This window comes from Nocardioides proteolyticus (genome assembly GCF_051280635.3).
Taxonomy (GTDB): domain Bacteria; phylum Actinomycetota; class Actinomycetes; order Propionibacteriales; family Nocardioidaceae; genus Nocardioides.
Genome location: NZ_JBNBPO030000026.1, coordinates 34,600 through 59,063 on the forward strand (window position 1 = coordinate 34,600; position 24,464 = coordinate 59,063).

Genomic DNA, 24,464 nt, shown 5'->3' on the forward strand with positions numbered 1-24,464 from the left:
CGCCGCCACCGAGGGGGTGACGGCGCGCCGGGCCTGCTCAGGCGTTGACGCGCTCGGCGTCGCCGGCACCCGTCGGCGTCGGGGAGCCGGTGTCGCTGCGGAAGAGCGCAACGGTGCTCAGCACGCCGACGCCGGCCACGACGGCGGCACCGACGAACGCGGCCGAGAAGCCGTCGGTGAGCGCGACCGGGTCCCCGAGCCGGTCGGCGCCGTTGGCGGCGGCGACGGCCGTCATGACGGCCAGGCCCAGGGCCGACCCCACCTGGTAGCTGGTGTTGACGATGCCGGACGCCAGCCCGCCCTCCTCCGGAGGCGCGGCGGAGATGGCGGTGCCGAGGGTGGGGATGAAGGCGAGCGACATGCCGAGCGCGGCGACCAGCGACGCGGGGAGGACGTCGACGGCGTAGGAGCCGTCGGGCTCGATCAGGGCGAGCCAGGCCATGCCCGCGGTGAGCAGCACCAGGCCGCTCACGGTGGCCGCCTTCGGGCCCACAGCGGCGAGGACGCGGGGCGCCAGGCCGATCATCCCCACCATGATCAACAAGGTCATCGGCAGCAGCGCGGCGCCGCTGGGGAAGGCGGTGTAGCCCAGGACCTGCTGGAGGTAGAGGTTCAGGAAGAACCACATCGGGATCCAGGCGGCGCCCAGCAGCAGCTGGGCGAGGTTGGCAGCAGCCAGGTTGGGCGCGCGGAAGATGCCGAGCCGGACCAGCGGCTCCCGGCCCCGGACCTGGAGGACGAGGAACGCAGCAAGGAGGACGGCGGCGACAGCGAGGCCCCACCACGTCCGGGCCGCGTCCCAGCCCACCTCCGGCGCCTGTACGACGGCGTAGACCGCGGCTGCGAGGCCAGCCGTCACCGTCGACGCGCCGAGGACGTCGACGCGGCGGCCGGCGGCGGCCGCGCCCGCCGGCATCACCCGTGGCACCACCGCGAGGATCACCAGGGCGATCGGGATGTTCACGTAGAAGACCCACGGCCAGCTGACGTACTCGGTGATCACGCCGCCGAGGAACACGCCGGCCGTCCCGCCGGCGGGAGCGGCGGCGCCGTACAGCGCGAGCGCCCGGGGGAGCTCCGCGGGGGTGGACCCGAACAGCATGAAGAGCAGGGTCAGGGCGGAGGGCGCGATCAGCGCGGAGCCGGCCCCCTGCACGGCCCGCCCGACGAGCTCCGTCTCCACGTTGCCGGCGAGGCCCGCGACGAGCGAACCGGCGAGCAGCACCACCCAGCCCGCCGCGAACACCCGACGGGCGCCCAGCACGTCGGACAGCTTGCCGCCGAGCAGCAGCAGGCCACCGAACGCGACCACGTAGGCGTTGAACACCCAGGACAGGTTCTCCTGGGTGAAGCCCAGGTCGGCCTGCATGCGCGGCAGCGCCACGCCGATGATCGAGGTGTCCATGATGACCATGAACTGGGCGGCGGCGATCACCGCGAGCCCGAGCCAGCGACGATCCGCCGGCCTCGTTGAGGTTGTCATTGTCAGATCTCCTTGGGAAGGGCCCGGCTGCGCCGGACTGTGCCACGGCAAATACCCTACGGGGGTAATGTATTTCGGATCGGACGATAGCACGAGATACCACCGGGGGGTACCGGCCTCCTCCGCCGCACTGCAGTTGGGACGGTGGACCGGGCCCGTCCTCGCCGGCCGCTGGCCGTCGAGGGCCGCAGCGTCCCTAGACTTCGGGACGAGCCCGAAGAGCTCGACCGGACGAGGGAGCCGTACCCGGAGCGCGACAAGACGGCCGCGAGGAGGACGTCGTGTCGTGGTTGGTCCTGGTCGCCTCGGGGGTGCTCGAGGCCGTGTGGGCGGTCGCGCTCGGCAGGTCCGAGGGCTTCACCCGCCCGGCCCCGTCGCTGCTGTTCCTCGTGGCGATCGTGCTCAGCATGGGCGGCCTGGCGTATGCGATGCGGACGATCCCGGTCGGCACGGCGTACGCCGTCTGGGTCGGCATCGGCGCGGCGCTGACCGTGGCCTTCGGCATGCTGACCGGGGCGGAGACCACGTCGCCGGCGAAGGTGCTGCTCCTGCTCGGCCTGGTCGGCTGCGTGATCGGCCTCAAGCTCGCGCGCTGACGCCCGGCTGGGCCGTGGGCCGCCCGGGTCGTCGTTGCGGATGCCCGGGCCGGGCTCGGGTACCCCGTGAGGGACGCAACCACCCAGGAGGACGCGATGAGCCAGCAGCCGGAGGACATGGGACGACTCGACGACGAGGCCGAGGAGCGTCAGGAGTCCTCCACGACCGACGGTCCGGCGGCGGAGGGCAGGTACGACCCCCGCCAGGGGTCTCCCGACAGCGGCGCGCACGCCGTGCGGGACGACGAGGCAGCAGGGGGAGCGCCGAGGTCGGCCGACGACGCGTCGGGCGGCTGACGACGGCCGAGCCGCTCCCGAGTCAGCCCAGTCAGCCCAGTCAGCCGAGCGCGGCCGCCGCGGCCGCCAGCCGGGAGACCCGGTCCCAGTCGCGGGCGCCGACGGCGTCCGCCGGCGTGAGCCAGGTGCCCCCGACGCAGCCGACGTTGACCAGAGCGAGGTACGACGGCGCGGAGGCGGCCGTGATGCCGCCGGTCGGGCAGAACCGCGCCTGCGGCAGCGGCCCGGACACCGCCTTCAGGTAGGCCGCGCCGCCCGACGCCTCGGCGGGGAAGAACTTCATCTCCGTCAGGCCGGCGTCGAGCACCCGCATCACCTCCGACACCGTCGACGTGCCCGGGAGGAACGGCACCCCGGCCTGGAGCAGGGCGTCGAGCAGATCCGGCGTCAGTCCGGGGGAGACCAGGAACTGGGCCCCGGCGTCGACCGCCGCGGCGGCCTGCGCCGGCGTGGTGACGGTGCCCGCCCCGAGGAGGATGTCGGGGACCTCGTCGGCGATCGCGCGCAGGGCATCGAGCGCGACCGGCGTGCGGAGGGTGAGCTCGATGGCCGGCAGGCCGCCGGCGACGAGGGCACGTGCGAGGGGCACGGCCGTGGCCACGTCGTCGACGACCACGACCGGGATCACCGGCACGACGTCGAGCACGGACGAGCGCTCAGCGGTGGACAACGGAGACCTCCCGGTCGGTCGGCGCGGCCGGTCCGGTGGCGCCCGTGGGCCCCGTGGGCACGGCGAACACGGAGGCGCCCTCGTCGGCCGGCCCGACGGCGCTGCGGAACATCGAGAACAGCTCGCGCCCGGTCCCGGCCCAGGCGTCGTACCCCGGCGCCTGCCCCGTCGGCTCGCGGCCGCCCAGGTCGATGTCGGCGCCGAGCGCCAGCACGCCGCGGTCGGCGTCGAGGGTGACCAGGTCGCCGTCGCGGACCAGGGCGAGCGGGCCGCCCAGCGCCGCCTCGGGCGTGACGTGGATGGCTGCCGGGACCTTGCCGGAGGCGCCCGACATCCGCCCGTCGGTCACCAGCGCCACCCGCTGGCCGCGGTCCTGCAGCACCCCGAGCGCGGGCGTCAGCTTGTGCAGCTCCGGCATCCCGTTGGCGGCCGGGCCCTGGAACCGGACGACCGCGACGAGGTCGCCGCCGTCCAGCTCGCCGGCGGCGAAGGCGGCGAGGAGGTCGTCCTGGTCGTCGAAGACCCGCGCCGGTGCGGTGACGACCCGGTGGGCGGGCGCGACGGCCGAGGTCTTCACCACCCCCGTGCCGAGCGGGCCGCGCACCACCTTCACCCCGCCGTCGGCGGAGAACGGGTCGGTGACCGGGCGCAGCACGGCGGTGTCCAGGCTCTCCGCCGGGCCCGGGCGCCAGGTCAGCCGACCGTCGAGGAGCACCGGCTCCTCGGTGTAGCGCCGCAGTCCGCGGCCGACGACCGTCTCGACGTCATCGTGCAGGAGCCCGCCGTCCAGGAGGGTGCGGACGAGGAAGGCGACGCCGCCGGCCGCGTGGAAGTGGTTCACGTCCGCGTCGCCGTTGGGATAGATCCGCGCCAGGAGCGGGACCACCGCGGAGAGCTCGGCCAGGTCGTCCCAGGTCAGCAGGATGCCGGCCGCTCGCGCGATCGCCACCAGGTGCAGGGTGTGGTTGGTCGAGCCGCCGCTGGCGAGCAGCGCCACGCAGGCGTTGAGGATCGCCTTCTCGTCGACCATCTCGCCGAGCGGCGGGGCGGCCTCCTGCTGCGCCGTCCGCGTGACCGCCTGCGCGGCGGCGGCCCTGGTCAGCGCGTCGCGGAGCGGGGTGCCGGGGTTGACGAAGGAGGCGCCGGGCAGGTGCAGCCCGAGCACCTCCATCAGCAGCTGGTTGGAGTTCGCCGTGCCGTAGAAGGTGCACGTCCCGGCGGAGTGGTACGACGCCGCCTCGGCCGCCAGGAGCTCCTCGCGGCCCGCCTTGCCCTCGGCGAAGAGCTGGCGCACGCGGGCCTTCTCCTTGTTCGGCAGGCCGGAGGCCATCGGGCCGGCGGGGACCCACACCGCGGGGAGGTGGCCGAACGACAGGGCGCCGATGAGGAGCCCGGGGACGATCTTGTCGCAGACGCCGAGCAGCAGCGCGCCGTCGAACATGTCGTGGGAGAGCGCGATCGCGGTCGACATCGCGATCAGGTCGCGGCTGTAGAGGGAGAGCTGCATCCCGTCGCGCCCCTGGGTGACGCCGTCGCACATGGCCGGTACGCCGCCGGCCACCTGCGCCAGGCCGCCGGCGGCGATCACGGCGTCCTTGAGCACGGGCGGGTAGGCGCCGTACGGCTGGTGGGCGGAGAGCATGTCGTTGTAGCTGGTGACGATCGCCAGGTTGGGCTTCTGCGCCCGGGCGAGCTCGGCCTTCTGCGTGCCCTCCGCGGCCGCGAAGCCGTGCGCCAGGTTGCCGCAGGCGAGCCGCCCGCGTGCGGGGCCGGCGACCGCCGCTGCGCGCACCCGGGCGAGGTAGCCGGCCCGCGTCGCGGCGGAACGGGTCACCAGCCGCCGGGTGACGTCGGCCAGGACCGGGTGCAGCGGCGGGGTCATGCCGAGCCCTCCAGCCAGGCCCGGCCGTCCCGACCCGGCAGCAGCCCCGCCGCGGCCGGTCCCTCGGTCCCGGGGTGGTAGCGGACCGGCTCCACCGCCGCCTCCTGCCACCGCTCCTGGATCGGCTCGACCCAGGCCCACGCCGCCTCGACCTCGTCGCGGCGCATGAACAGGGTCGGGATGCCCCGCATCACGTCCATCAGCAGGCGCTCGTAGGGCTCCGGGCAGCGCTCGTCGAAGGTGTCGGCATAGCTCAGGTCGAGCGACGCCGGGTGCAGCCGGATCCCGCCCGGGCCGGGGTGCTTCGCGGTGACGTGCAGCTGCATGCCCTCGTTGGGCTGCATCCGGACGGTGAGCCGGTTGGGCGTCGTGGTGCCCTCGCTGTGCGGGAACATCGCGTGCGGCGGCTCCTTGAAGACCACCTCGATCGTCGACTCCTGCCGGGCCAGGCGCTTGCCGGTTCGCAGGTAGAACGGGACGCCCGCCCAGCGCCAGTTCTGCACCTCGGCGCGCAGCGCGACGTAGGTCTCGGTGGTGCTCGGCCGGCCGAGCTCGGCGCCGTACGACGTGTACTGGCCGCGCACGGTCGCGCGGTCGACGGCGACGCCGGTCAGTGGGGTGAGCGCGCGCAGCACCTTGAGCTTCTCGTCGCGCACCGAGTCACCGCCGACGTAGGTCGGCGGCTCCATCGCGACCAGGCAGAGCATCTGGAGCAGGTGGTTCTGGACCATGTCGCGCAGCGCTCCGGCGCGGTCGTAGTACTCGCCGCGCCCGGCGACGCCCAGGGTCTCCGAGACGGTGATCTGGACGTGGTCCACCCAGCGCGAGTTCCAGATCGGCTCCAGGAAGGTGTTGGCGAACCGGGTGACCAGGAGGTTCTGCACGCTCTCCTTGCCGAGGTAGTGGTCGATCCGGAAGATCTGGCCCTCGTCGAAGACCCGGCCGACGGCGTCGTTGACCACCCGCGACGACGCGAGGTCCGAGCCGATCGGCTTCTCCAGCACGACGCGGCACTGCGGCGTCACCAGCCCCAGCTGGTCGAGCCGGTCGCAGACCGGGCCGAACAGGTCGGAGGCGACTGCCAGGTAGTAGACCCGGATCGGGGGTGCCGCGTCCTCGGTGTCGGGCCGGCGCGGGTTGTCCTTCAGCAGGCCGTGGAGACGGTCCCAGCCCTCCGGTGTGGTCGCGTCGAGCTCGAGGTGGTGCAGCCTGCTCACCAGGCGGTGCACGGCCGCGGCCTCCAGGTGGTCCTCGGGCACGTGGTCGAAGAGCGCCTCAGTGACCAGGTCGCGGTAGCCGGCGTCGTCCAGCGGGTGCCGCGAGACGCCGAGAATGCGGGTGTCGGGCGGGAGCTGCCGCTGCCGCTCCCGCTCGTAGAGGCCGGGCACCAGCTTGCGGAGCGCGAGGTCTCCGGTCGCGCCGAAGACGGTGAAGTCACAGGGAGGCAGGTCGAGGTCGGGCTGGCTCACTGACCCCACGCTAGTGCGGAAGGTGGTCCTCCGGAAGGCTTTCTTCGGTACTTCAAGGACAAAAGTCCCGGAGGGCGCGGCCCCGGATCGCCTAGGATCCGGCCATGAGCGACCTGCGGAGCCCGTCCGTGCGCGACTCCGCGACCGCTGGTGATCTCCTCGCGCTGCTGCGGAGCGGTCGCGCGGTCACCCGGTCCGAGCTGAGGGCCGTCACCGGACTGTCCCGGACGGCCGTCGTGGCGCGGGTCAACGCGCTCGCCGACGCCGGACTGGTGCGGCTCGGGGCGGAGCGCACGGCGACCGGGGGCCGTCCCGCGGGGAGCCTGGAGTTCAACACCGGTGCCGGCGTGGTCCTGGCGGTCGCCGTGGGCCGCTCGCGGTCGCAGGTCGCCGTGTTCGACCTCGGCGGCACCGAGCTGGCGTCGTCGGCGGTCGACCACGAGGTCGGCGCGGGGCCCGACGAGGTGATGCCGGTCGTCGCCGACCAGCTGGCGCGACTGCTCGCGACCGACCCGCCGCCGGTGCTCGGGGTCGGGGTGTCGCTGCCCGGGGTCGTCGACGGGGTCCGCGGCGTCAGCGTCGACACCACGGTGATGGCCGGCTGGGACGGCGTGCCGCTGGCGCCGTACCTCTCGGCGGTGACCGACGCGCCGCTGCTCCTCGCCAACGACGCCGACGTGCTCGCCCGCTCGGAGTACCTCGGCCACGCCACCTCCGCCGGTGACCTGCTGGTGCTCAAGGCCTCGACGGGGATCGGGCTCGGCGTGCTGGCCGGCGGCCGGATCGTCTCCGGCGCCCGCGGCGGCGCGGGCGACCTGGGGCACACGAAGGTGCCCGAGGCGGCGGGCCGGGCCTGCCGGTGCGGTGACACCGGCTGCCTGGAGACTCTCGCCGCCGGTTGGGCGCTGGTCGCGCGCCTGCGCGAGGAGGGCCGCGAGGTCGAGCACGTCCGCGACCTGGTCGCCCACGCGCAGTCCGGCGACCCCGAGGCCAAGCAGCTGCTGCGGGAGAGCGGCCGTCAGGTGGGCGAGCTGCTGGCCGTCGCCATCAACCTGCTCAACCCCGAGGCGGTCGTCCTCGGCGGCGACATGGCCGCGGCCTACGACGTCTACGCGGCAGGGGTGCGCGAGGCGGTCTACGCGCGCGCCTCGGCGCTGGCGACCCGCGAGCTCCGCTTCCTTCCCTCCACGTACGGCGACCGCGCCGGGCTGGTGGGGTGCGCCGCGCTGGCCCTCGAGGAGGTGCTCAGCCCCGCCGCGGTCGACGCCCGGATCGCCGGGCTCCGCCCGGCCCGCTAGGAGCCGGTGGTCTGCCCCTCCTGCGCCTGGTAGACGAGGGCGAGGGCGACGTCGGCGACCCGCACGTTGGTCTCCGAGGACAGCTTGGTCAGCACCTGGAACGCCTCCTCGGCGGAGCAGCGACGCTCGGCCATGATCATGCCCTTGGCCTGGTCGACGACGGCGCGGGAGCTGAGGGCGCGGCGCAGGTGCATCACCTCGTCGGCGAGCTGGTGGCTGTGCCGCAGCATCGCGGCGACCACGTCGACCTGCTTGACGAGCTCACGGGTGCGCGCGTCGGTGGGTGCGCTCGCGGTGAGCGCGTCGCGATAGCCGACCAGGGCTCGGTGCAGGTCCTCGCCACAGGGGGTGACGTCCTCGACCTGGTGCACCAGTCCCGCCACCCGGTCGCCGTCGAGCACCGGGCTGTTCCGTGGCTGCCACACCCTGCGCAGCCACTCGCCGGACGTGCTGTCGCGGATGTCGTAGCGCTGCGCCAGCATGTCGTCGGTTCGCCGCCTGCGCGCCACCCTCTCCAGCGAGGCGGACAGGTTCGCGACGCCGTCGGCCGTGGGGTCGTCGGGGTTGTCGGGGAACGCCTCGAAGAGCGGCATGTCCAGCAGCTCGTCGGCGGTCCGGCGTACGGCCGCCTGGTAGGCGCGGTTGGCTGCCTTGATCCGCAGGTCGGTGTCGAGCAGCAGGGTGGGGACGGGCAGGGCGTCGAAGACCGGGTCATCCTGCCGGTGGCTCATCGGGCTCACCGCGCCTCCTCGTGCGAGGACGAACAGACGCGGCCCGCTTGCTGGAGCCCTCGTCGAGTGGTCCGCCGCCGTGGGGGCGAGGACCTGTCCGGATCCTAGGGGATCGCGACGCACTTGTCGCGGTCGCGACGTCCGGCACGCGCCCGGCGGGGCGCGGGAGCGGGGTCGGCGTGGTTCGGCACCCCCGATCCGGGTGCGCGCAGATCGGATGCCGGTCACCACGGGTAGGGCGGCGTGCGGTGGGTACCTCCGGGTCATCGCTCCGATCGCGAAGGAGATTTCGCCATGTCCAACACCACGACCACAGGGTCGATGACCGCAACCCCCCTCCAGACCGCAGCCACCGTGGTCGCGGCCGTTTTCCTGCTCGTCGGCGTCCTGGGCTTCGTCCCCGGCGTGACCACGAACTACGACGAGATGCAGTTCGCCGGCCACGAGTCCGAGGCTGAGCTCCTGGGCATCTTCCAGGTGTCCATCCTGCACAACATCGTGCACCTGCTGTTCGGCATCGCCGGCCTGGCGATGGCGCGCAGCTGGAGCGGCGCTCGTGCCTTCCTCATCGGCGGCGGCGTCATCTACGCGGTGCTGTTCATCTACGGCATCCTGATCGACCACGACAGCGAGGCGAACTTCGTGCCGGTCAACCCCGCCGACAACTGGCTGCACCTCGTGCTGGCCATCGGCATGATCGGCCTGGGTCTCGCGCTGGGTCGCGACGACGCCGGTCGCAACGACGTCGGCCGCACCACGGTCTGACGTCGAGCACCTGCACCACGCGCGAGGGCGCGGCACCCCGACGGGTGCCGCGCCCTCGGCGCGTCCGGTCGGCACCCCGGCCCGGCACCCTGGCCCGGCACACCGGCCCGGCACACCGGCCCTTCACACCGGCCCGGCCGCTCCGCCCTCGGCCTCCTTCGTCCCGACCCGGTGGCGCTGCGCCAGCTCGGCGTAGTACGGCGGGTTGGCGTCCACCCAGAACTGTGCGCCGGTGCCCTCGATCGGCTTCTTCACCTCGGCCGGCGCGCCGGCGGCGAGGACACCGTCGGGCACCGCGCTGCCCGGGCCCACCAGCGATCCCGCGGCCACCATCGAGCCGGCTCCGATCGAGCCGCCGTCGAGCACGACGCTGCCGTTGCCCACCAGCGCCTTGGGCCCGAGCGTGGCGCCGTGCACGACGCAGCTGTGGGCGACGGTCGCACCGGCACCGATCTCGACCACCGCGTCGGGCGCCCCGTGCACCACGGAGTTGTCCTGGACGTTGGCGCCCTCCCGCACCACGATCGTGCAGATGTCGGCCCGCAGCACGGCGCCGTACCAGACGCTGGCGCCCTTCTCGACGCGGACGTCACCGATCAGCGTGGCGGTCAGCGCCACGAACGCCTCGGGGTGCACCTGGGGCACCCGGCCCTCGAACTCGTAAGCGAACATCCCGAAACGCTAGTGGCCCTCCTCGAGGACCGGTCCGACGGGTGCGCTCGGCCCGCACTCGGCTCAGCACTCGGCTCAGCACTCGGCTCAGGTCAGCAGCTCGGCGACCCGGTCCACCTGCTCGGGGTCCGCACCCGTGGGGATCAGCTGGACCTCGTCGGCGCCGATCGCCGCGAACCGAGCCAGCAGCTCGCGCAGCTCGGTGAGGGTGCCGGCGAACCCGGCACTCGGCGCGAGCGCGTCGACGAGGTCGACGGGCAGCCAGTTCATGTAGTGACGCAGGTGGTCGTGGACCTGCTGCCGGGGATCGGGCGACGTCTCCGCGAGGGCGAACCAGAACGACGTGGTGAGCCGCGGTGGCGGCTTGCCGGCCTCGGCCCAGGCCGCCCGGGCGACGTCGAAGAGCGCCGCGGTCTGGTCGACGTCGGCGTCCATGGTCATCCCGGCGAGCCCGTCGGCCCAGGCCGCCGCGCTGCGGACCGTACGCCGGCCCAGGGTGCCGACGAGCAGGCCGGGCCCGCCGGGCCGGTGCGGCGGCGGTCCGACCGGCCGGGTCGCCCCGGTCACGTTCTCCCCGGCCCACACGCGCCGGATCACCGCGGCGCGGTCGGCGAGCCCGGCGATGGTGCGGGTGCCGTGGTCGGCGCCCACGGCGTCGTAGTCCTCCTCGCGCCCACCGACGCCGAGGCCGACGGTGAGCCGGCCGCCGCTGAGCCGGTCGCCGGTCGCCAGGGCCTTGGCCAGCAGGACGGGGTCGTGCAGCTGTGGCACCACCACGGTCGTGACCAGGCCGACGCGCCGGGTCCACGCCGCCACGGCGCCGAGCAGGGTCAGCGTCTCGGGGTTGTCGAAGGCGATCCGCTCCCCGAAGCACAGCGAGCTGAACGGCCCGGCGTCGATCCGCTCGGACCAGTCCTGCAGGGTGGCCGGGTCGATGTCCGGCTCCATGATCGGCAGCGTCATCCCGACGTCCATGGTGCCCACCCTCCCAGAGGACGATCGCCGACCTGCGGAAACGGCACGGCGCGGCCCCGCCCCCGAGGGACGGGACCGCGCCGCGGTGGAGGCCGGTCAGCCGACCTTGCTGGTGAAGCGGCGGTACTGGCGTGCCACCTCGGACGGGCTGAGCTCGGTGTCGAAGAACATCAGCGTGTCCATCCGGCAGTTGCAGGGGTTGCGCTCGGTGCCGTTCTGCGGGAACGAGCCCCCGATCTTGATCCCCCGCGGGTCGGTCTCCGACGTGCCGGTGCCGTCGACCTTCCACGGGTCGCTCGAGGAGGTGTAGAACCCGTCGAGCGGCTTGCCGTTGCGGTAGAGCGCCATCTCACCGGTGGTGTAGTGGAACGTCGCCGCGACGTGCACCCACTCGCCCTGCGGGAGCAGCTCGCGCCAGTCCTGCGACGCCGCGAACGTCTGCGACGCGCCGGTGTCGATCCGCCGGCCGAGCGCCACCAGGCGCAGCTCGCCGTTGACCTGGATCAGCTCCAGCAGCGCCCGCACGCCGTGCCCGTCGGAGTTGCCGCTGAGCACACCGGCGAGGCCGATCGCGTTGTAGCCCGGCGTCGGGTTCTGGCCGGTCATCTTGAACCAGCCCATCACGGTGATCTGCTCCGCGCCGTTGAAGGCCCGCAGCGAGGGAGCGCCGTTCTGGTCCCAGACGCCGGCCTTCCAGGCCTGGCCGGTCGGCGACTCGGCCGCGCTGTGGATCTGCAGCGCGTTGCGGCTGCCGGGGTAGGCCCCGTCGTCGACCCGCATGCGCTCGCCGCCGTTGATCAGGCGGAGCAGGGTCCGCGACCGGCCCTGGTCCTCCTCGTAGGCGTCGTTGGCCGCGAACGGGTGCTCGAAGTCGTACGCCGCGACCAGGTCGTCGCGCAGGCCCGGCTCGACCTCCTTGGGCACCGGCGCGCGCCGGGTGTCCACGACCTTCCACACCTTGCCGTTGCCCTTGGCCAGCAGGTAGAGGTTGCGCTCGGAGTCGGTGCCGAAGCGCAGGTCGATGCGTCCGTCGCCGACGAGGTCCGGCATCCGCATCCGGTCGCCGTCGGTGTCGTAGAGCGCGAGCTCGTGGATCGGCGCCTCGGTGGCGGCGTCGTCGTCCATCTCCTCCAGGTCGGTGTAGAAGACCCGGCCCTCGACCAGGTCGCCGAAGACGTACTTGCCCTTCAGTCCCTTGAGGTCGCCCCGGTGCACCAGACCGCCGGAGATCGCGTGGCCGGAGTCGGAGTTGCACGACCAGTTGGCCGGCGGGTCGTGGTCGTAGGACGTGACCGGGTAGTCGTAGCCCGCGGCGGCCATCTCGTCGGTCAGCGGGTAGAGGTAGCACTGGTTCTGGTTGCGGTAGGCCAGGCGGCCCTCGATGACCGGCCAGCCGAAGTTGTCGCCCTTGTCGACGTCGTACACGGCCTCGATGGCGTGCTGCCCGATGTGGCCGAGGAACATCCGGTGGTCGCCGCCGGCGTCCCAGCTGAACCGGTGCGGGTCACGCATGCCGACGGCGTAGATCTCGCCGAGCGCACCCGGATCGCCGACGTACGGGTTCGAGTCCGGGATGCCGTACTGGCCGTTGGGGCTGTCGTCGCCGAGGGGGTCGATCCGCAGGATCTTGCCCGAGGGCGTGGAGAGGTCCTGCGGCACGTCGCTGCTCACGCCGATGCCGCCGTCGCCGACGGCGAGGTACAGCAGGCCGTAGTCCTCGTCGCCGGGCTGCGCCGTCGCGTTGAAGTCGATCTGCTGGATGGCGTGGATCTGCGTGGAGAAGCGGAACCGGAACAGCTCGCGGCTGGTGCCGCTGAAGGTGTTCGCCGACGGGTCCGTCGCGGTCCACTCGGTGACCACGCTGGTCACCGAGCTGCCGGTGAGGCGCTGCGGCTCGTAGGTGGAGTCGCCCGGCGCGGTGGGCACCTCGGTGTGGACGGTGTAGAGCTTGCCGTTGTCCTCGAACTCCGGGTGGAAGGTGGCGAACCCGAAGCCGGAGCCCAGGCCCCGCCAGGACAGGAAGTGCGGGAACCGCTCGACGAAGTCGAGGTACTCGTGCTGCTGGTCGCCGTCGAGCAGGTAGAGGGAGCCGTTGAGGTCGGGCACCTGCATCCGGCCGGAGCCGTCCGGCAGCTCGCCGATGTAGTTGATCCGGTTGTGGCGGCTGCCGATCCGCGCGTCGGTCACCGGACCGTTGGGGGTCGACGCGGGGAGCTGGGCGTACTCCTCGAGCACCAGCCCGAGGGTGGACGGCTTGATCTGCTGGGGGATGGGGTCGGTGATGGGTGTGTCGGCGTCGTCGGCCGTGGCGGACGGCGCGAGCGGCGTGAGCGTCACCGCGAGCAGCGTGCTGCTCGCGACGGCGCCGAGCCACCAGCGTGTTTTGCGCATCGTGTTCTCGTCCCTCACTGTGGGGTTGGTTGGAGACAACTGCTGCCGGTGGCGGCCGGCAGCCCTCGTCGGTCCCGAGGCGATGCCCCGGGACCGACGGGGATCAGGGGGTGCCGGAGCCGGTGGGCGTGCCGACGACGGAGAAGTGGCGGGTGCGGCCGTAGTTGTCGAAGGAGCCGAAGCCCACGCGTCCTCCCGAGAAGGTGGTGTCGGTGGCCGTCATCAGCGGCTCGGCCGACCCGTCGACGTACACCTCGACGGCGCCGGTCGCGGCGTCGTAGGCGACCCGCACGTCGTGCCAGTCGGTGTCGTCGATCGCCGGGGGAGCGCCGACCGACCCGTTCCACTGGTCGTCGATCCGGCGCCGGTCGGTGTCGTCGACGACGAAGATCCCGTTGTGCGGGTAGATCGTGTTGTCCTGCGACAGGTGCGCGTAGTAGAAGCGGGTGGGCGACTGGTAGTTCCAGATCACGATCACGTCGCGGTTGCTGAACTCGACCGGCTCGTCGATCCGGACCTCGGCGGAGATGTCCACCGAGGACAGCTCCGGGCCCTGCGTCACGACCGCGAACTCGAACGGGCGCCGGGGCCCGCCGGGGTTGGTGCCGCGCTCGGTGAGCACGACCTGGCCGCGCTCGAAGGACCACTTCGCGTCCGTCAGCGGGTCCCAGTGGTGCGGCGCCGGCGCCGCCTGCACCCGTACCTGCGACGGCCCGACCGGCTGGTCGGGACGGTCGGCCACCGCGGGCGCCGGCCCGCCGACCAGTGCCGCCCCGAGACCGGCACTGGCGGCGAGGCCGACAGCTCTCCTGTGTGTGCGCTTCATTCCTCACTCCTTCCGAGTCGGGCGGGTCCGCCCGAGGGATCGGTCGATCGCTACACGTGCGGCTCCACGAGCTCGGCGTAGCGGCGGGCCAGGGTGTCGAGCACGGCGTCGCCGTCGGCGGCCCAGACGTCGGCGTTGAAGATCTCGACCTCGACGTCGCCGCCGTAGCCGGTGGCGGCCACGCAGCGCGAGAGGTGCGCGAAGTCGATGTGGCCGTCGCCCATCATCCCGCGCGAGAGCAGGGCGTCGGGCGGCAGTGGGGTGATCCACTCGCAGACCTGGTAGGACGCGACGCGGTCGCCGGCACGGGCGATCTGCTCCTCGACCCCCGGCTCCCACCAGACGTGGAAGGTGTCCACGACGACCCCGACCGCGTCGACCGGGAGCGGCTCGGCGATGTCGAGGGCCTGGCCCAGCGTGGAGACGACGCCGCGGTCGGCAGCGAAGATCGGGTGCATCGGCTCGATGGCCAGCCGCACGCCGACCTCGAGCGCGTGCGGCACGAGCTCCTCGATCGCCTCCGCGGCACGGTCGCGGGCACCCCGGAGGTCGCGGTCGCCGGCCGGGAGGCCGCCCGGCACCAGCACCAGGCACGGGGCGCCGAGGGCGGCCGCCTCGTCGAGGGCGCGGAGGTTGTCGTCGTGGCGGCGCCGTCGCTCCGCACCGTCGGCGACGGTGAAGAACCCGCCGCGGCACAGCGAGGAGACCCGCAGCCCCGCCTCCTGGACCCAGCGGACGCCCTTGTCGACGCCGGCCTCGGCCAGCGGCTCGCGCCAGACACCGAGCGCCGGGATGCCGTGACGGACACAGCCCTCGACCGCGTCACGGAGCGACCACCCGTCGACCGTCTTCTGGTTCAGGGAGAGCCGCGCCAGCCGAGGGTCGCCCGGCGCGGGGGTCGGGACCCGCGGCGTCGAGCCCGAGGGCACGTCGAGAGCGGTCATCGCGCCGCTCCGGCGGCCTCGAGCCACAGCCGCAGGCGGTGCGCCGCGAGCTCCGGGTCGGGCAGCAGCTGGGCGCCGTTGGCGAGGGCGAAGAGGCGGCCGAGGTGCACGACGCTGCGGGCCGACTGCATCCCGCCGACCATGGTGAAGCCCGGCTGGTGGCCGCACAGCCAGGACAGGAAGGCGATGCCGGTCTTGTAGTGCCAGGTCGGCGCCTCGAACAGGTGGCGCGAGAGCGGCAGCGTCGGCGCCAGCTCGGCGTCGTACGTCGCCAGGTCGCCGTCGTCGAGCGCGGTGAGCGCCGCGGAGGCGGCCGGGGCGATGGCGGCGAACGCGCCGAGCAGGGCGTCGGAGTGGTGGGTGCCGTCGCCGCGGATGAGCTCGGGATAGTTGAAGTCGTCGCCGGTGTAGAGCCGCACGCCGGCGGGAAGCGCCGCGCGCAGCCCGATCTCGTGGTCGGCGGAGAGCAGGGAGACCTTCACCCCGTCGACCTTGTCGGCGTGGGCGGCCACCAGGTCGAGGAAGGTCGCGGTCGCGGCGGCGACGTCGGCCGATCCCCAGTAGCCGCGCAGCTGCGGGTCGAACGCCTCGCCGAGCCAGTGGAGCACCACCGGCTCGCGCACCTGGCCGAGCAGGTCGGCGTACACCGCGAGGTAGTCGTCGGGGCCGGCGGCGACCGCCGCGAGGTGGCGGGACGCCATCAGGATCACCTGGGACCCGGTCGACTCGACGAAGGCCACCTGCTCGAGGTAGGCGTCGCGGACCTCGGCGAGGGAGCCGAGCCGCTCCCGGTGGTCGGTCCCGGCGCCGGAGGCGATGCGGGCGCCGTAGTCGGCGGCCTGCTCGGCGCTGCGGCGGACCAGCTCCTGCACGGCCGCCCAGTCCAGCCCCATGTTGCGCTGGGCGGTGTCCATCGCCTCCGCGACGCCGAACCCGTAGCGGAACAGCTCGCGCCGGAAGGCGAGGGTCGACTCCCAGTCGACGGCGGCAGGCGCGCCCGGCACGTTCTCGCCGCGGGGGTCGGCGACGACGTGGGCGGCGGCGAACGCCACCCGGCTCGCGTGCGGCCCGGGGTGGTCCTTCCACTGCCGCGGCTCGCGGAGCGCCACCGTCTCCCACCCGCCGTCGGCGAGGGGGATCTCGACCCGGTCCACGTGCGTCATCGCGCGGGCATCTCGATTCGGCGACCCTCCGCCGACGAGCGGAGCCCGGCGTCGACGAGCTGCAGCCCGCGGACGCCGGCGGCGAAGTCGTACGGGTGCGGCCGGCCGTGGTGCACGTCGAGCAGGAACTGCTCCCACTGCGCCCGGAACCCGTTGCCGAACCGGGTGTTGTCGGGCACCTCCGCCCACTGGGCGCGGAAGTCCTCGGTCGTCGGCAGGTCGGGGTTCCACACCGGCATCGGCGTCAGCTCGCGCGGCTGCACCCGGCAGCCGAAGAGGCCGGCGACGGCGGAGCCGTGGGTGCCGTCCACCTGGAACTCCACCAGCTCCTTGCGCTCGACGCGCACGGCCCACGAGGAGTTCACCTGCGCGATCACGCCGCCCGCCAGCTCGAAGATCGCGTACGCCGCGTCGTCGGCCGTGGCGTCGTACCGCTCGCCGTTCTCGTCCCACCGCTCGGGGATGTGCGTCACCGCCTTGGCGGTGACCGCCTCGACCCGGCCGAAGAGGTTCTCCAGCACGTAGTTCCAGTGGCAGAACATGTCCAGGACCATCCCGCCACCGTCGGCGGCGCGGTAGTTCCAGCTCGGCCGCTGCGCCGGCAGGTAGTCGCCCTCGAAGACCCAGTAGCCGAACTCGCCGCGGACGGAGAGGATGCGGCCGAAGAAGCCGCCGTCGATCAGCCGCTTCAGCTTCATCAGTCCGGGGAGGTACAGCTTGTCGTGCACGACGCCGTTGAGGATGCCGTGCCGCTCGGCGGCCTCGACGAGCTCGAGCCCCTCCTCCACGGACTCCGCGATCGGCTTCTCGGTGAAGACGTGCTTGCCGGCCGCCGCCGCCTTGAGGATCGCCTTCTTGCGCTCGCTGGTCACCTGGGCGTCGAAGTAGATCGGCGCCGCCCTGTCGCCGTCCTCGGCGAGCACGGCGTCGAGGTCGGTGGTCCAGTCGGCGATCCGGTGCTCGGCGGCGAGCCGGGCCAGCTTGTCGGCGTTGCGCCCGATCAGCACCGGCTCGACCTGGAGCCGGCTGCCGTCGGGCAGCGGGACCCCGCCCTCGTCGCGGATGGCGAGGATCGACCGGAGCAGGTGCTGGCGGTAGCCCATCCGGCCGGTCACGCCGTTCATGAGGATGCGGTAGGTGGTGTCGGGCATGGAGGTTCCTCGTCGTGTCGCGATCGGGGGGTCAGCTGGTGGTCGTCGGCGCCGGCCGGCCGCCGAGGTAGAGCTCGGCGAGCTGCGGGTCGGCGAGCAGCTCGGAGGCCGAGCCCGCGATGTGCACCCGGCCGAGGTCGAGCACGCAGCCGAGGTCGGCGGTCTCGAGCGCGCGCCGGGCGTTCTGCTCGACGAGCAGCACCGCGGTGCCGGCGTCCCGCATCCGGACCACCTGCTCGAACACGGTCGCCGTGGCCTTGGGGTCCAGACCCATCGACGGCTCGTCGAGGAGTACCACCTGCGGGCTGACCATCAGCGATCGGGCGAACTCCACCTGCTTCTGCTGGCCGCCGGAGAGCGCGCCGGCCAGCGCCTTCCAGCGCTCGGCGACGACCGGGAACAGGTCCTTCACGAACGCCACGCGCTCGGCGATCTCAGCCCGGTCGGTCAATGAGTAGGCGCCGAGGTGGACGTTCTCCTCGACCGTCATCTCCTTGAACACGCTGTGTCCCTGGAGCACGTGGGAGAGGCCGGCGCCCAGCATCCGCTGGGGGTTGTGGCCGGTCACGTCCTGGCCGGCGACCCGGATGGTGCCGGACCGGGGCGGCAGCATGCCGCTGGCGACCTTGAGGACCGTGGACTTGCCGGCGCCGTTGGGCCCGACGAGGCAGACGACGGTGGCCGGCGGGACCTTCACGGTGAGCCCGCGCAGCACCAGCGCCGCGCGGCCGTAGCCCGCCTCGATGTCGTCGAGCTCGAGCAGGTACTCAGATGCCAAGGTAGGCCTCCAGGACTCGGGGGTCGTTCTGCACGACCGAGGGCGGTCCCTCGCAGATGGGCCGACCGCGGTCGAAGACGACCACGTGGTCGGAGAGGCTCATGACGAGGTCCATGTTGTGCTCGACCACGATGAACGTGCGGCCCTCCGCGTTGAGCGAGCGGACCAGCCCGGCGATGCGGTCGATCAGGGCGGGGTTCACGCCGCCGGCGGGCTCGTCGAGCATGATCGTCTCGGGGTCGGCCATCAGCACCCCGGCGAGCTCGAGCAGCTTCTGCTGGCCGTAGGAGATGTCCCGTGCCTCGGCGCGCTCGAGGTGCTCGATGCCGACCCGGGTGAGCAGCTCGCGGGCCCGCTCGACGTCGTCGTGGTGATGGGCCGGCGCCAGCATCCGCGAGAGGCCGCCGGGCCGCACCGCGGCCAGCACGTTCTCCAGCACCGTCATCCGCGGGAACACCCGGCACAGCTGGAAGCTGCGGCCGATGCCGGCCCGCGCGATGCGGTGCGGCGCCCGTCCGGTGATGTCGCGGCCACGGTAGGAGACGCTGCCGCTGTCGGGCTTGATCATCCCGGTGACGCAGTTGAAGAACGTCGTCTTCCCCGAGCCGTTGGGGCCGATCAGGGCGTTGACCTTGCCGTGGTGGAACTGCACGGTGGCGCCGTCGACGGCCCGGACGCCGCCGAACGCCTTGCTCAGCCCCTCGGTGGCGAGGCCCACCTCGGCGGGCGGCTGAGCCTCGGGCGCGGCGTGCGCGGATGTGGGGTGCTCGGTGGCGGTCACGACCGCGCTCCTTCCGTCACGGGGCGCTCGGTCCCGTTGGTCTCGTCGGACGATCCGCCCGGTCCACCTGCTCCGTCTGATCCGTCTGCTCCGTCCTGGCCGGCGCGCCGCTGCTCGGCCAGGTCGGCCTGCGTCATCTCGCGGATGCTCGAGGCCTCCGGAGCGAACCGCCGCGCCAGCGAGGTCACCGCCGGGATGATGCCGTCGGGCATGAACAGCACGACGATCCCGAGCAGCAGGCCCAGCGCGACGAGGTGGAACTGCGTGTCGCCGTACTCGGCCTTGAAGAACTCCAGCGCGTAGCCGACGATCACGGCGCCGAGCAGCGGCCCGAAGAGGCTGCGGATGCCGCCCAGCAGGCTCATCAGCACCATGTAGGAGCCGACCAGGATGGAGAACTGGAAGATCGGGTCGAGGAAGCCGAACCAGAGGGCGTAGAGGCCGCCGCCGAGCGCGGTGAGGAACGCGGAGATCACGAAGGCGACCAGCTTGTAGTTGAAGGTCGGCACGCCGAGCGCCTGCGCCTTGTCCTCGTCCTCGCGGATCGCCTTGAGCCCGATGCCGAACCGGGACCGGTCGATCAGCCACCAGCCGAGCAGCGCCACGGCCAGCAGCGCGGCGTGCAGGTAGAAGAACCGCTCGTGCTGCTCGGGGCGGAGCACGTCGGGGCCGAACGGGCGCGGCACGCGGAGGCCGTTGGAGCCGCCGGTGAACTCGCCCCACGACTGGAACACCAGCAGCAGGATCAGCACGAGGGCGATGGACACGATGACGAACGACGCACCGCGGACCCGGAGGCTGGCGATGCCCACCGGGACGGCGATGGCTGCGACCAGCAGCCCGCCGAGCAGCAGCGCCACCCACGGGTTGATGTCGGAGTGGATGATGATCAGCCCGGTGGCGTAGCCGCCCAGGCCGGAGTAGGCGGCGTGGCCCAGCGACATGTAGCCGGTGAAGCCGCCGACGTAGTTCCACGACGTGGCGAGCACGGCGTAGCTCATGATCACCACGCCCACCGACAGGATGAACGGGTTCGCGGCGACCGTGGGGAAGGACAGCACGGCGGCTGCGAGGGCGAGGACGCCGACGGCCCTGAGCACCGTCGGGACGGCCCGGCTGCGGGTGTCAGAAACGCTGGGCAAGACGACCTCCGAAGAATCCCTGCGGGCGAACCATCAGCGTCGCGAAGAGCGCGATGTAGAAGAACGTCTGCGCCCACGTGGTCCCGAGCGGGATCTGCAGCAGGCTCTGGCCGAGCCCCAGGACCATCGCGGCGATCGCAGCGCCGGGGATGCTGCCCAGGCCGCCCACCACGATGATCGCCATCAGCGGGCCGATCCAGTGCCAGTGCAGGGACGGATAGATGGTGGAGTCCAGCGACAGGGCGGTGCCGCCGATCGCAGCAGTGGCGAGGCCGAGGCCGAACCCGTAGCCGGCGATCCGGTCGGTGTTGATGCCGACCAGGCGCGCCGCCTCCGGGTGCTGGATGGTGGCCCGTAGCGCCTGGCCGAACTTGGTGCGGGTGAGCAGCAGGTAGAGCGCGAGCAGCGAGGCGGCGGCGAGACCGAACGCGATCAGCTTCACCACCGCGATGTGGGCGCCGAGGACCTCGAAGTCGCCGCCGCCGTAGGGCAGGCGCACCCGGCGCTGCGTGCCGGTGAACACGTAGCCGAGCAGCCCCTCGATGGTCAGGGCCACGGCGAAGGTCAGCAGCACCGACATCATCGTCATCGTCGCGGGGCGCAGCCGGGCCATCAGCAGCCGCTGCATCCCCACGCCGATGCCGAAGAACAGCGGCACGGTGACGATCAGCGAGAGCAGCGGGTCCAGCCCGGTCTCGGTGGAGAACCACCACCCCAGGTAGGCGGCGAGGATCAGGAACGCCGAGTGGGCGATCATCACCACGCGCATCACGCCGAAGTAGAGGGTCAGGCCCGCTGCCAGGAGGGCGTAGAGGCCTCCGAGCAGCACGCCGAGGATGAGGCTCTGGAAGAGCAGGGACATGGCAGGTCAGGCTCTCTGTCGGGGCTCGGTGGACGCGCGGCTCGCGCCGGTCACCACTTCGGCTTGACGGGGATGATCTCCGCCTCGGCCTGCTCCTCGGGCAGGACGATGCGGATCTCGCCGTCGACGTACTGCTGGATCAGGTGGGCGCTCTGCGGGCGGCCGGCCTCGTCCCAGGACAGCGGACCCACCACGGTGTCCACCTCGTTCTCGTGCAGCCAGTCGATCAGCTGCTGCTGGCACTCCGGGTCGGGGTCGGCGCAGCCGACGGCCTCGACCGCCGCGGCCACGACCTCGCCGGTCGTCCAGGCGTTGGCCTCGTCCTCGCCCGGCGGGTTGCCGTGGAGCTCGGTGTAGAAGTCGACGAACTCCTGGTTGGCCGGGAAGTCCGCCTCCGGCGTGTAGCCGGTGGGGGAGAGGATGCCCTCGGTCTTCTCGCCGATGGCCTCGGGGAACTCGGGGTTGGTCGGCGCGGTGGAGAACGCGGCCATCTTCGGCTGGTAGTTCAGCTGCTGCAGGGCGATGATCAGGTTCACCGCGTCCTGGTACTGGGTGCCGCCGACGATGATGTCGGCGTTGCTGTCCTTGATCTTCGCCGCGATGCTGCTGAAGTCGGTCGTGTTCGGCGGGTAGACCTCGTCGACCAGGGTGCGCACGCCCATCTCCTCGAGCCGGTCCTTGAGGCCGTAGGCGGTGCCCTGGGCGAACGGGTCGTCCATGGCGGCGTAGGCGGCGGTCTTCGGCCGCTGGTCGGCGGGCATCGACTCGATGTAGTCGGCGAGGTGGTCGTAGTGGTCGTCGGCCACCGCGGGCGCGGCGTAGAAGAGGTTGTCGAAGCCCTGCTCGAAGACCTCCGGGGCGGCGCCCGCGGGCTCCACGAAGAGGAACCCGTAGTCCTGCGCGACCTGGGCGGCCGGCACCACGAGCCGCGTCGAGAACGGGCCGAAGACGAGGTCGACGTTGTCCTGGTTGATCAGCTTCTCGTAGTCGGAGGCGACCCGGTCCGCGTTGGACTGGTCGTCGAGGATCTTCAGCTCCACCTGCTTGCCCAGCAGGCCGCCGTTGTCGTTGACGTACTTCGCCCACGCTTCGTAGCCGCGCTCCACGCCCTTGCCCGGCTCGGAGAAGTCGCCGGTCAGCGGCAGCGAGATGCCGATGGTGATCGTGTCGTCGCTGCCGCTGTCGTCGCCGCTGCCACTGCTGATGCAGCCGGTGAGCGCGACGCTGCCGGCCAGGGCGAGCGTGCTGATGCGGAGGCGGGTCGAGACCTTCATGTCGCTCCTCGGGAGGGTGAGACGTAAGCGCTTTCGTAAGCGCTTTCGGCTACTCTAGGCACGACCGCGGGTTTGTGGCAAGGGTCACACCGGGCGAGATGGCGGCCGGATCCGGCCGCGGGACGGGAGGTGGGTCGTGGCGAAGGAGCGAACGACGCTGCGGCTGCAGGACGTGGCCCAGCAGGCCGGCGTCTCCATCGCCACCGCCTCCAGGAGCCTCAGCGGGGCGCCCGGCGTGAGCCCCGCGGTGGCGGAGCGGGTGCGCCAGGTCGCCCGGGAGATGGGCTACGTCGCCAACCTCCACGCGCGCAGCCTGGCCGCCGGCACGTCCCGGTCCGTCGGGCTCGTCGTGCACGAGATCGGCGACCCCTACTTCGCCGAGATCGCCAGCGGCGTGCTGCGGGTCGGCGGCCGCGAGGGGCTCACCGTCCAGATCTGCCACAGCGGCCGCGACCCGCGCAGCGAGCTCGAGCAGATCCGGATGCTGGTCGCCAACCGGGTCGGTGCGATCGTGATCGCCGGCTCGGGGTTCGTCGACCCCGCCGAGCAGGCGGCGGCGAAGGAGGAGCTGCAGGCGTTCCGCCGTACGGGCGGGCGGGTCGCCGTGATCGGCCGCCACCATCTCGGGGTCGACGCGGTGCTGCCCGACAACGTCGGCGGCGGGCGTGCCGTGGCGGGGCACGTGATCGGGCTCGGCCACCGCCGTATCGCGGTGGCCACCGGATCCCGCGACCTGACCACGATCGCGGACCGGCTCGACGGGGTGGCGGAGGCGTTCGAGGCCGCCGGCCTCGACTTCGAGGACGTCCCCGTGGTCGAGGCCGCGTTCACCCGCGACGGCGGCAAGGCCGCCGCCGAGAAGCTGCTCGCCGAGCATCCCGACGTCACCGCGGTCCTCGCCATGAACGACGACATGGCCATCGGGATCCTCTCGGCGCTCCGCTCCCACGGTGTCGCGGTCCCCGACCGGATCTCGGTCGCCGGGTTCGACGACGTGGCCGTCGCCGGCGACCTCTCGCCCTCGCTCACCACCGTGCGGCTGCCGATGGTGGCGATGGGTGAGCAGGCGCTCGAGCTGGCCCTCGAGGAGCCGGCGAGCAGGCCGCGCCGCCGGCGGGCGCCGTACGAGCTGGTCGTCCGCGACTCGACCGCCCCGCCGCCCGGATGAGCGCGTCCCCGCGGGTGCTGGTGGCACCCGACAAGTTCAAGGGCTCCCTCGACGCCGCCGGTGTCGCCGCAGCCGTGGCCCGGGGCATCCGCCGGGTGCTGCCAAGTGCGGACGTGGCGTGCCTCCCCGTGGCCGACGGCGGCGACGGCACGCTGGCCGCCGCCGTGGCGGCCGGGTTCCGGGCGGTCGACGTGGAGGTCTCGGGGCCGACCGGAGCGCCGGTCGCCACCGCCTACGCCCGGCGGGGTCCGACCGCGGTCGTCGAGATGGCGGACGCCTGCGGTCTCGTGCGGCTGCCGGGCGGTGCGCTCCGGCCGCTGGCCGCCTCGTCACGCGGACTCGGCGAGGTGCTGGTCGCAGCGCTCGACGCCGGTTGCCGTGACATCGTGGTGGGCATCGGCGGCAGCGCGAGCACCGACGGCGGCGCCGGGATGCTCGCCGCACTGGGTGCGCGGCTGCTCACGGCGGACGGGGCAGCCGTCTCCGACGGCGGGGCGGCCCTGGCCGACGTGGCGGCGCTGGACCTGTCCGGGCTGCATCCCGGACTCCGCGACGCGCGCGTCGTCGTGGCCTGCGACGTCGACAACCCGCTGACCGGACCCTCCGGCGCGGCGGCGGTCTACGGACTCCAGAAGGGCGCCTCGCCCGCCGACGTCGCGCTGCTCGACGAGGCGCTCGCCCGCTGGGCGACGGTCGTCGGCCGGTCGACCGGCGTCGACCTGCGCGACGCTGCCGGCGCGGGCGCGGCGGGCGGCGTGGGCTTCGCCGCGCTGGCGGTGCTCGGCGCACGGCTGCGGCCGGGCATCGACCTCGTCCTCGACCTCGTCGGGTACGACGCCGCGCTGGCCGGGAGCGACCTGGTCGTGACCGGTGAGGGATCGCTGGACGCGCAGAGCCTCAACGGGAAGGCCCCGATGGGCGTGGCCGCGCGGGCCGCCCGCCTCGGCATCCCGGTCGTCGCCGTCTGCGGCCGGCGCGCGATCGGCGACGCGGAGCTCCGGGACGCCCACATCGAGGCCGCCTACGCGCTCGTGGAGCTGGAGCCGGACGTGGCGGCGTGCATCCGCGCCCCGGCCCCGCTGCTCGAGCGGGTGGGAGCGGTGATCGCCCGCCGGCACCTGGCGTGAGGCAGCGACCGGGCCGCTG

General features: G+C 73.1%; 23 protein-coding genes and 1 riboswitch. Of the genes, 6 read left to right on the top strand and 17 right to left on the bottom strand.

The window, feature by feature from the left end:
• Positions 1–37 precede the first annotated feature (37 nt).
• On the bottom strand, positions 38–1,483 hold the full coding sequence (locus ACPOLA_RS15350) for an MFS transporter (RefSeq protein ID WP_435771310.1): 1,446 nt from the start codon (positions 1,481–1,483) through the stop codon (positions 38–40).
• 205 nt (positions 1,484–1,688) lie between these two features.
• Positions 1,689–1,753: riboswitch (guanidine-III (ykkC-III) riboswitch) on the top strand.
• 11 nt (positions 1,754–1,764) lie between these two features.
• Here ACPOLA_RS15350 and ACPOLA_RS15355 point away from each other — a divergent pair.
• The gene (locus tag ACPOLA_RS15355) at positions 1,765–2,079 is read left to right on the top strand and encodes a DMT family transporter (protein WP_435771311.1); all 315 of its coding nucleotides are present in this window, start codon (positions 1,765–1,767) and stop codon (positions 2,077–2,079) included.
• Between the two features lie 96 nt (positions 2,080–2,175).
• Positions 2,176–2,376 (top strand): hypothetical protein, encoded by a 201-nt coding sequence (locus tag ACPOLA_RS15360; RefSeq protein ID WP_435771313.1) that lies wholly within the window; start codon positions 2,176–2,178, stop codon positions 2,374–2,376.
• A 40-nt stretch (positions 2,377–2,416) separates the two neighbouring features.
• Here ACPOLA_RS15360 and eda read toward each other — a convergent pair whose 3' ends face one another.
• The 3 genes from eda to zwf are packed head-to-tail and all read right to left on the bottom strand — an operon-like array spanning position 2,417 to position 6,397.
• The gene (eda, locus tag ACPOLA_RS15365; RefSeq protein WP_435771314.1) at positions 2,417–3,046 is read right to left on the bottom strand and encodes a bifunctional 4-hydroxy-2-oxoglutarate aldolase/2-dehydro-3-deoxy-phosphogluconate aldolase; all 630 of its coding nucleotides are present in this window, start codon (positions 3,044–3,046) and stop codon (positions 2,417–2,419) included.
• Positions 3,033–4,928, bottom strand: coding sequence for a phosphogluconate dehydratase (edd, locus tag ACPOLA_RS15370; RefSeq protein WP_435771315.1), 1,896 nt, complete (start codon positions 4,926–4,928; stop codon positions 3,033–3,035). The genes eda and edd overlap by 14 nt, the downstream gene beginning before the upstream one ends.
• On the bottom strand, positions 4,925–6,397 hold the full coding sequence (gene zwf, locus ACPOLA_RS15375) for a glucose-6-phosphate dehydrogenase (protein ID WP_435771317.1): 1,473 nt from the start codon (positions 6,395–6,397) through the stop codon (positions 4,925–4,927). The genes edd and zwf overlap by 4 nt, the downstream gene beginning before the upstream one ends.
• A gap of 104 nt (positions 6,398–6,501) precedes the next feature.
• Between zwf and ACPOLA_RS15380 the strand changes: the two genes are divergently transcribed.
• Positions 6,502–7,695, top strand: coding sequence for an ROK family protein (locus ACPOLA_RS15380; RefSeq protein ID WP_435771318.1), 1,194 nt, complete (start codon positions 6,502–6,504; stop codon positions 7,693–7,695).
• Here the strand turns inward: ACPOLA_RS15380 and ACPOLA_RS15385 are convergent.
• On the bottom strand, positions 7,692–8,426 hold the full coding sequence (locus ACPOLA_RS15385) for an ANTAR domain-containing protein (protein ID WP_435771364.1): 735 nt from the start codon (positions 8,424–8,426) through the stop codon (positions 7,692–7,694). The two genes, ACPOLA_RS15380 and ACPOLA_RS15385, sit on opposite strands and share 4 nt — an antisense overlap.
• Positions 8,427–8,747: 321 nt before the next feature.
• On the opposite strand from ACPOLA_RS15385, the gene ACPOLA_RS15390 reads away from it, so the two are divergent.
• Positions 8,748–9,191, top strand: coding sequence for a DUF4383 domain-containing protein (locus tag ACPOLA_RS15390; RefSeq protein ID WP_435771319.1), 444 nt, complete (start codon positions 8,748–8,750; stop codon positions 9,189–9,191).
• A gap of 123 nt (positions 9,192–9,314) precedes the next feature.
• Here ACPOLA_RS15390 and ACPOLA_RS15395 read toward each other — a convergent pair whose 3' ends face one another.
• The 12 genes from ACPOLA_RS15395 to ACPOLA_RS15450 all read right to left on the bottom strand — a co-directional run bounded on the left by ACPOLA_RS15395 (position 9,315) and on the right by ACPOLA_RS15450 (position 22,150).
• Positions 9,315–9,863 carry a gamma carbonic anhydrase family protein gene (locus tag ACPOLA_RS15395; RefSeq protein ID WP_435771321.1) on the bottom strand — a complete coding sequence of 183 codons (549 nt, stop codon included), beginning with the start codon at positions 9,861–9,863 and terminating at the stop codon, positions 9,315–9,317.
• An 87-nt stretch (positions 9,864–9,950) separates the two neighbouring features.
• Positions 9,951–10,838 carry an LLM class flavin-dependent oxidoreductase gene (locus ACPOLA_RS15400; protein WP_435771322.1) on the bottom strand — a complete coding sequence of 296 codons (888 nt, stop codon included), beginning with the start codon at positions 10,836–10,838 and terminating at the stop codon, positions 9,951–9,953.
• Between the two features lie 96 nt (positions 10,839–10,934).
• Entirely contained in the window at positions 10,935–13,229 is a 2,295-nt protein-coding gene (locus tag ACPOLA_RS15405) for a PQQ-dependent sugar dehydrogenase (RefSeq protein WP_435771323.1), read from the bottom strand.
• 103 nt (positions 13,230–13,332) lie between these two features.
• The gene (locus ACPOLA_RS15410; RefSeq protein ID WP_435771324.1) at positions 13,333–14,055 is read right to left on the bottom strand and encodes a hypothetical protein; all 723 of its coding nucleotides are present in this window, start codon (positions 14,053–14,055) and stop codon (positions 13,333–13,335) included.
• Positions 14,056–14,105: 50 nt separating this feature from the next.
• Positions 14,106–14,999 carry a sugar phosphate isomerase/epimerase family protein gene (locus tag ACPOLA_RS15415; protein ID WP_435771326.1) on the bottom strand — a complete coding sequence of 298 codons (894 nt, stop codon included), beginning with the start codon at positions 14,997–14,999 and terminating at the stop codon, positions 14,106–14,108.
• Positions 14,996–16,162, bottom strand: coding sequence for a dihydrodipicolinate synthase family protein (locus ACPOLA_RS15420; RefSeq protein ID WP_435771328.1), 1,167 nt, complete (start codon positions 16,160–16,162; stop codon positions 14,996–14,998). Before ACPOLA_RS15420 ends, ACPOLA_RS15415 begins: the two co-directional genes overlap by 4 nt.
• Positions 16,159–17,313, bottom strand: a complete 1,155-nt coding sequence (locus ACPOLA_RS15425; RefSeq protein WP_435771329.1) for a Gfo/Idh/MocA family protein — start codon at positions 17,311–17,313, stop codon at positions 16,159–16,161. Before ACPOLA_RS15425 ends, ACPOLA_RS15420 begins: the two co-directional genes overlap by 4 nt.
• A gap of 31 nt (positions 17,314–17,344) precedes the next feature.
• Positions 17,345–18,091, bottom strand: coding sequence for an ABC transporter ATP-binding protein (locus ACPOLA_RS15430; RefSeq protein WP_435771331.1), 747 nt, complete (start codon positions 18,089–18,091; stop codon positions 17,345–17,347).
• On the bottom strand, positions 18,081–18,872 hold the full coding sequence (locus ACPOLA_RS15435; protein WP_435771332.1) for an ABC transporter ATP-binding protein: 792 nt from the start codon (positions 18,870–18,872) through the stop codon (positions 18,081–18,083). Before ACPOLA_RS15435 ends, ACPOLA_RS15430 begins: the two co-directional genes overlap by 11 nt.
• Positions 18,869–20,014: a branched-chain amino acid ABC transporter permease gene (locus ACPOLA_RS15440; RefSeq protein ID WP_435771334.1), complete on the bottom strand. Its 1,146-nt coding sequence runs from the start codon at positions 20,012–20,014 to the stop codon at positions 18,869–18,871. The genes ACPOLA_RS15435 and ACPOLA_RS15440 overlap by 4 nt, the downstream gene beginning before the upstream one ends.
• A complete protein-coding gene (locus tag ACPOLA_RS15445; RefSeq protein ID WP_435771335.1) occupies positions 19,998–20,876 on the bottom strand; it encodes a branched-chain amino acid ABC transporter permease in 879 nt (292 codons plus the stop codon). The genes ACPOLA_RS15440 and ACPOLA_RS15445 overlap by 17 nt, the downstream gene beginning before the upstream one ends.
• A gap of 50 nt (positions 20,877–20,926) precedes the next feature.
• Positions 20,927–22,150 carry an amino acid ABC transporter substrate-binding protein gene (locus ACPOLA_RS15450; protein WP_435771337.1) on the bottom strand — a complete coding sequence of 408 codons (1,224 nt, stop codon included), beginning with the start codon at positions 22,148–22,150 and terminating at the stop codon, positions 20,927–20,929.
• A gap of 136 nt (positions 22,151–22,286) precedes the next feature.
• Here ACPOLA_RS15450 and ACPOLA_RS15455 point away from each other — a divergent pair, with 136 nt between their 5' ends.
• Complete coding sequence (locus ACPOLA_RS15455; protein ID WP_435771339.1) at positions 22,287–23,318, top strand: LacI family DNA-binding transcriptional regulator; 1,032 nt, start codon at positions 22,287–22,289, stop codon at positions 23,316–23,318.
• A complete protein-coding gene (locus tag ACPOLA_RS15460; protein ID WP_435771341.1) occupies positions 23,315–24,445 on the top strand; it encodes a glycerate kinase in 1,131 nt (376 codons plus the stop codon). The genes ACPOLA_RS15455 and ACPOLA_RS15460 overlap by 4 nt, the downstream gene beginning before the upstream one ends.
• The last annotated feature ends 19 nt before the right edge of the window (positions 24,446–24,464 follow it).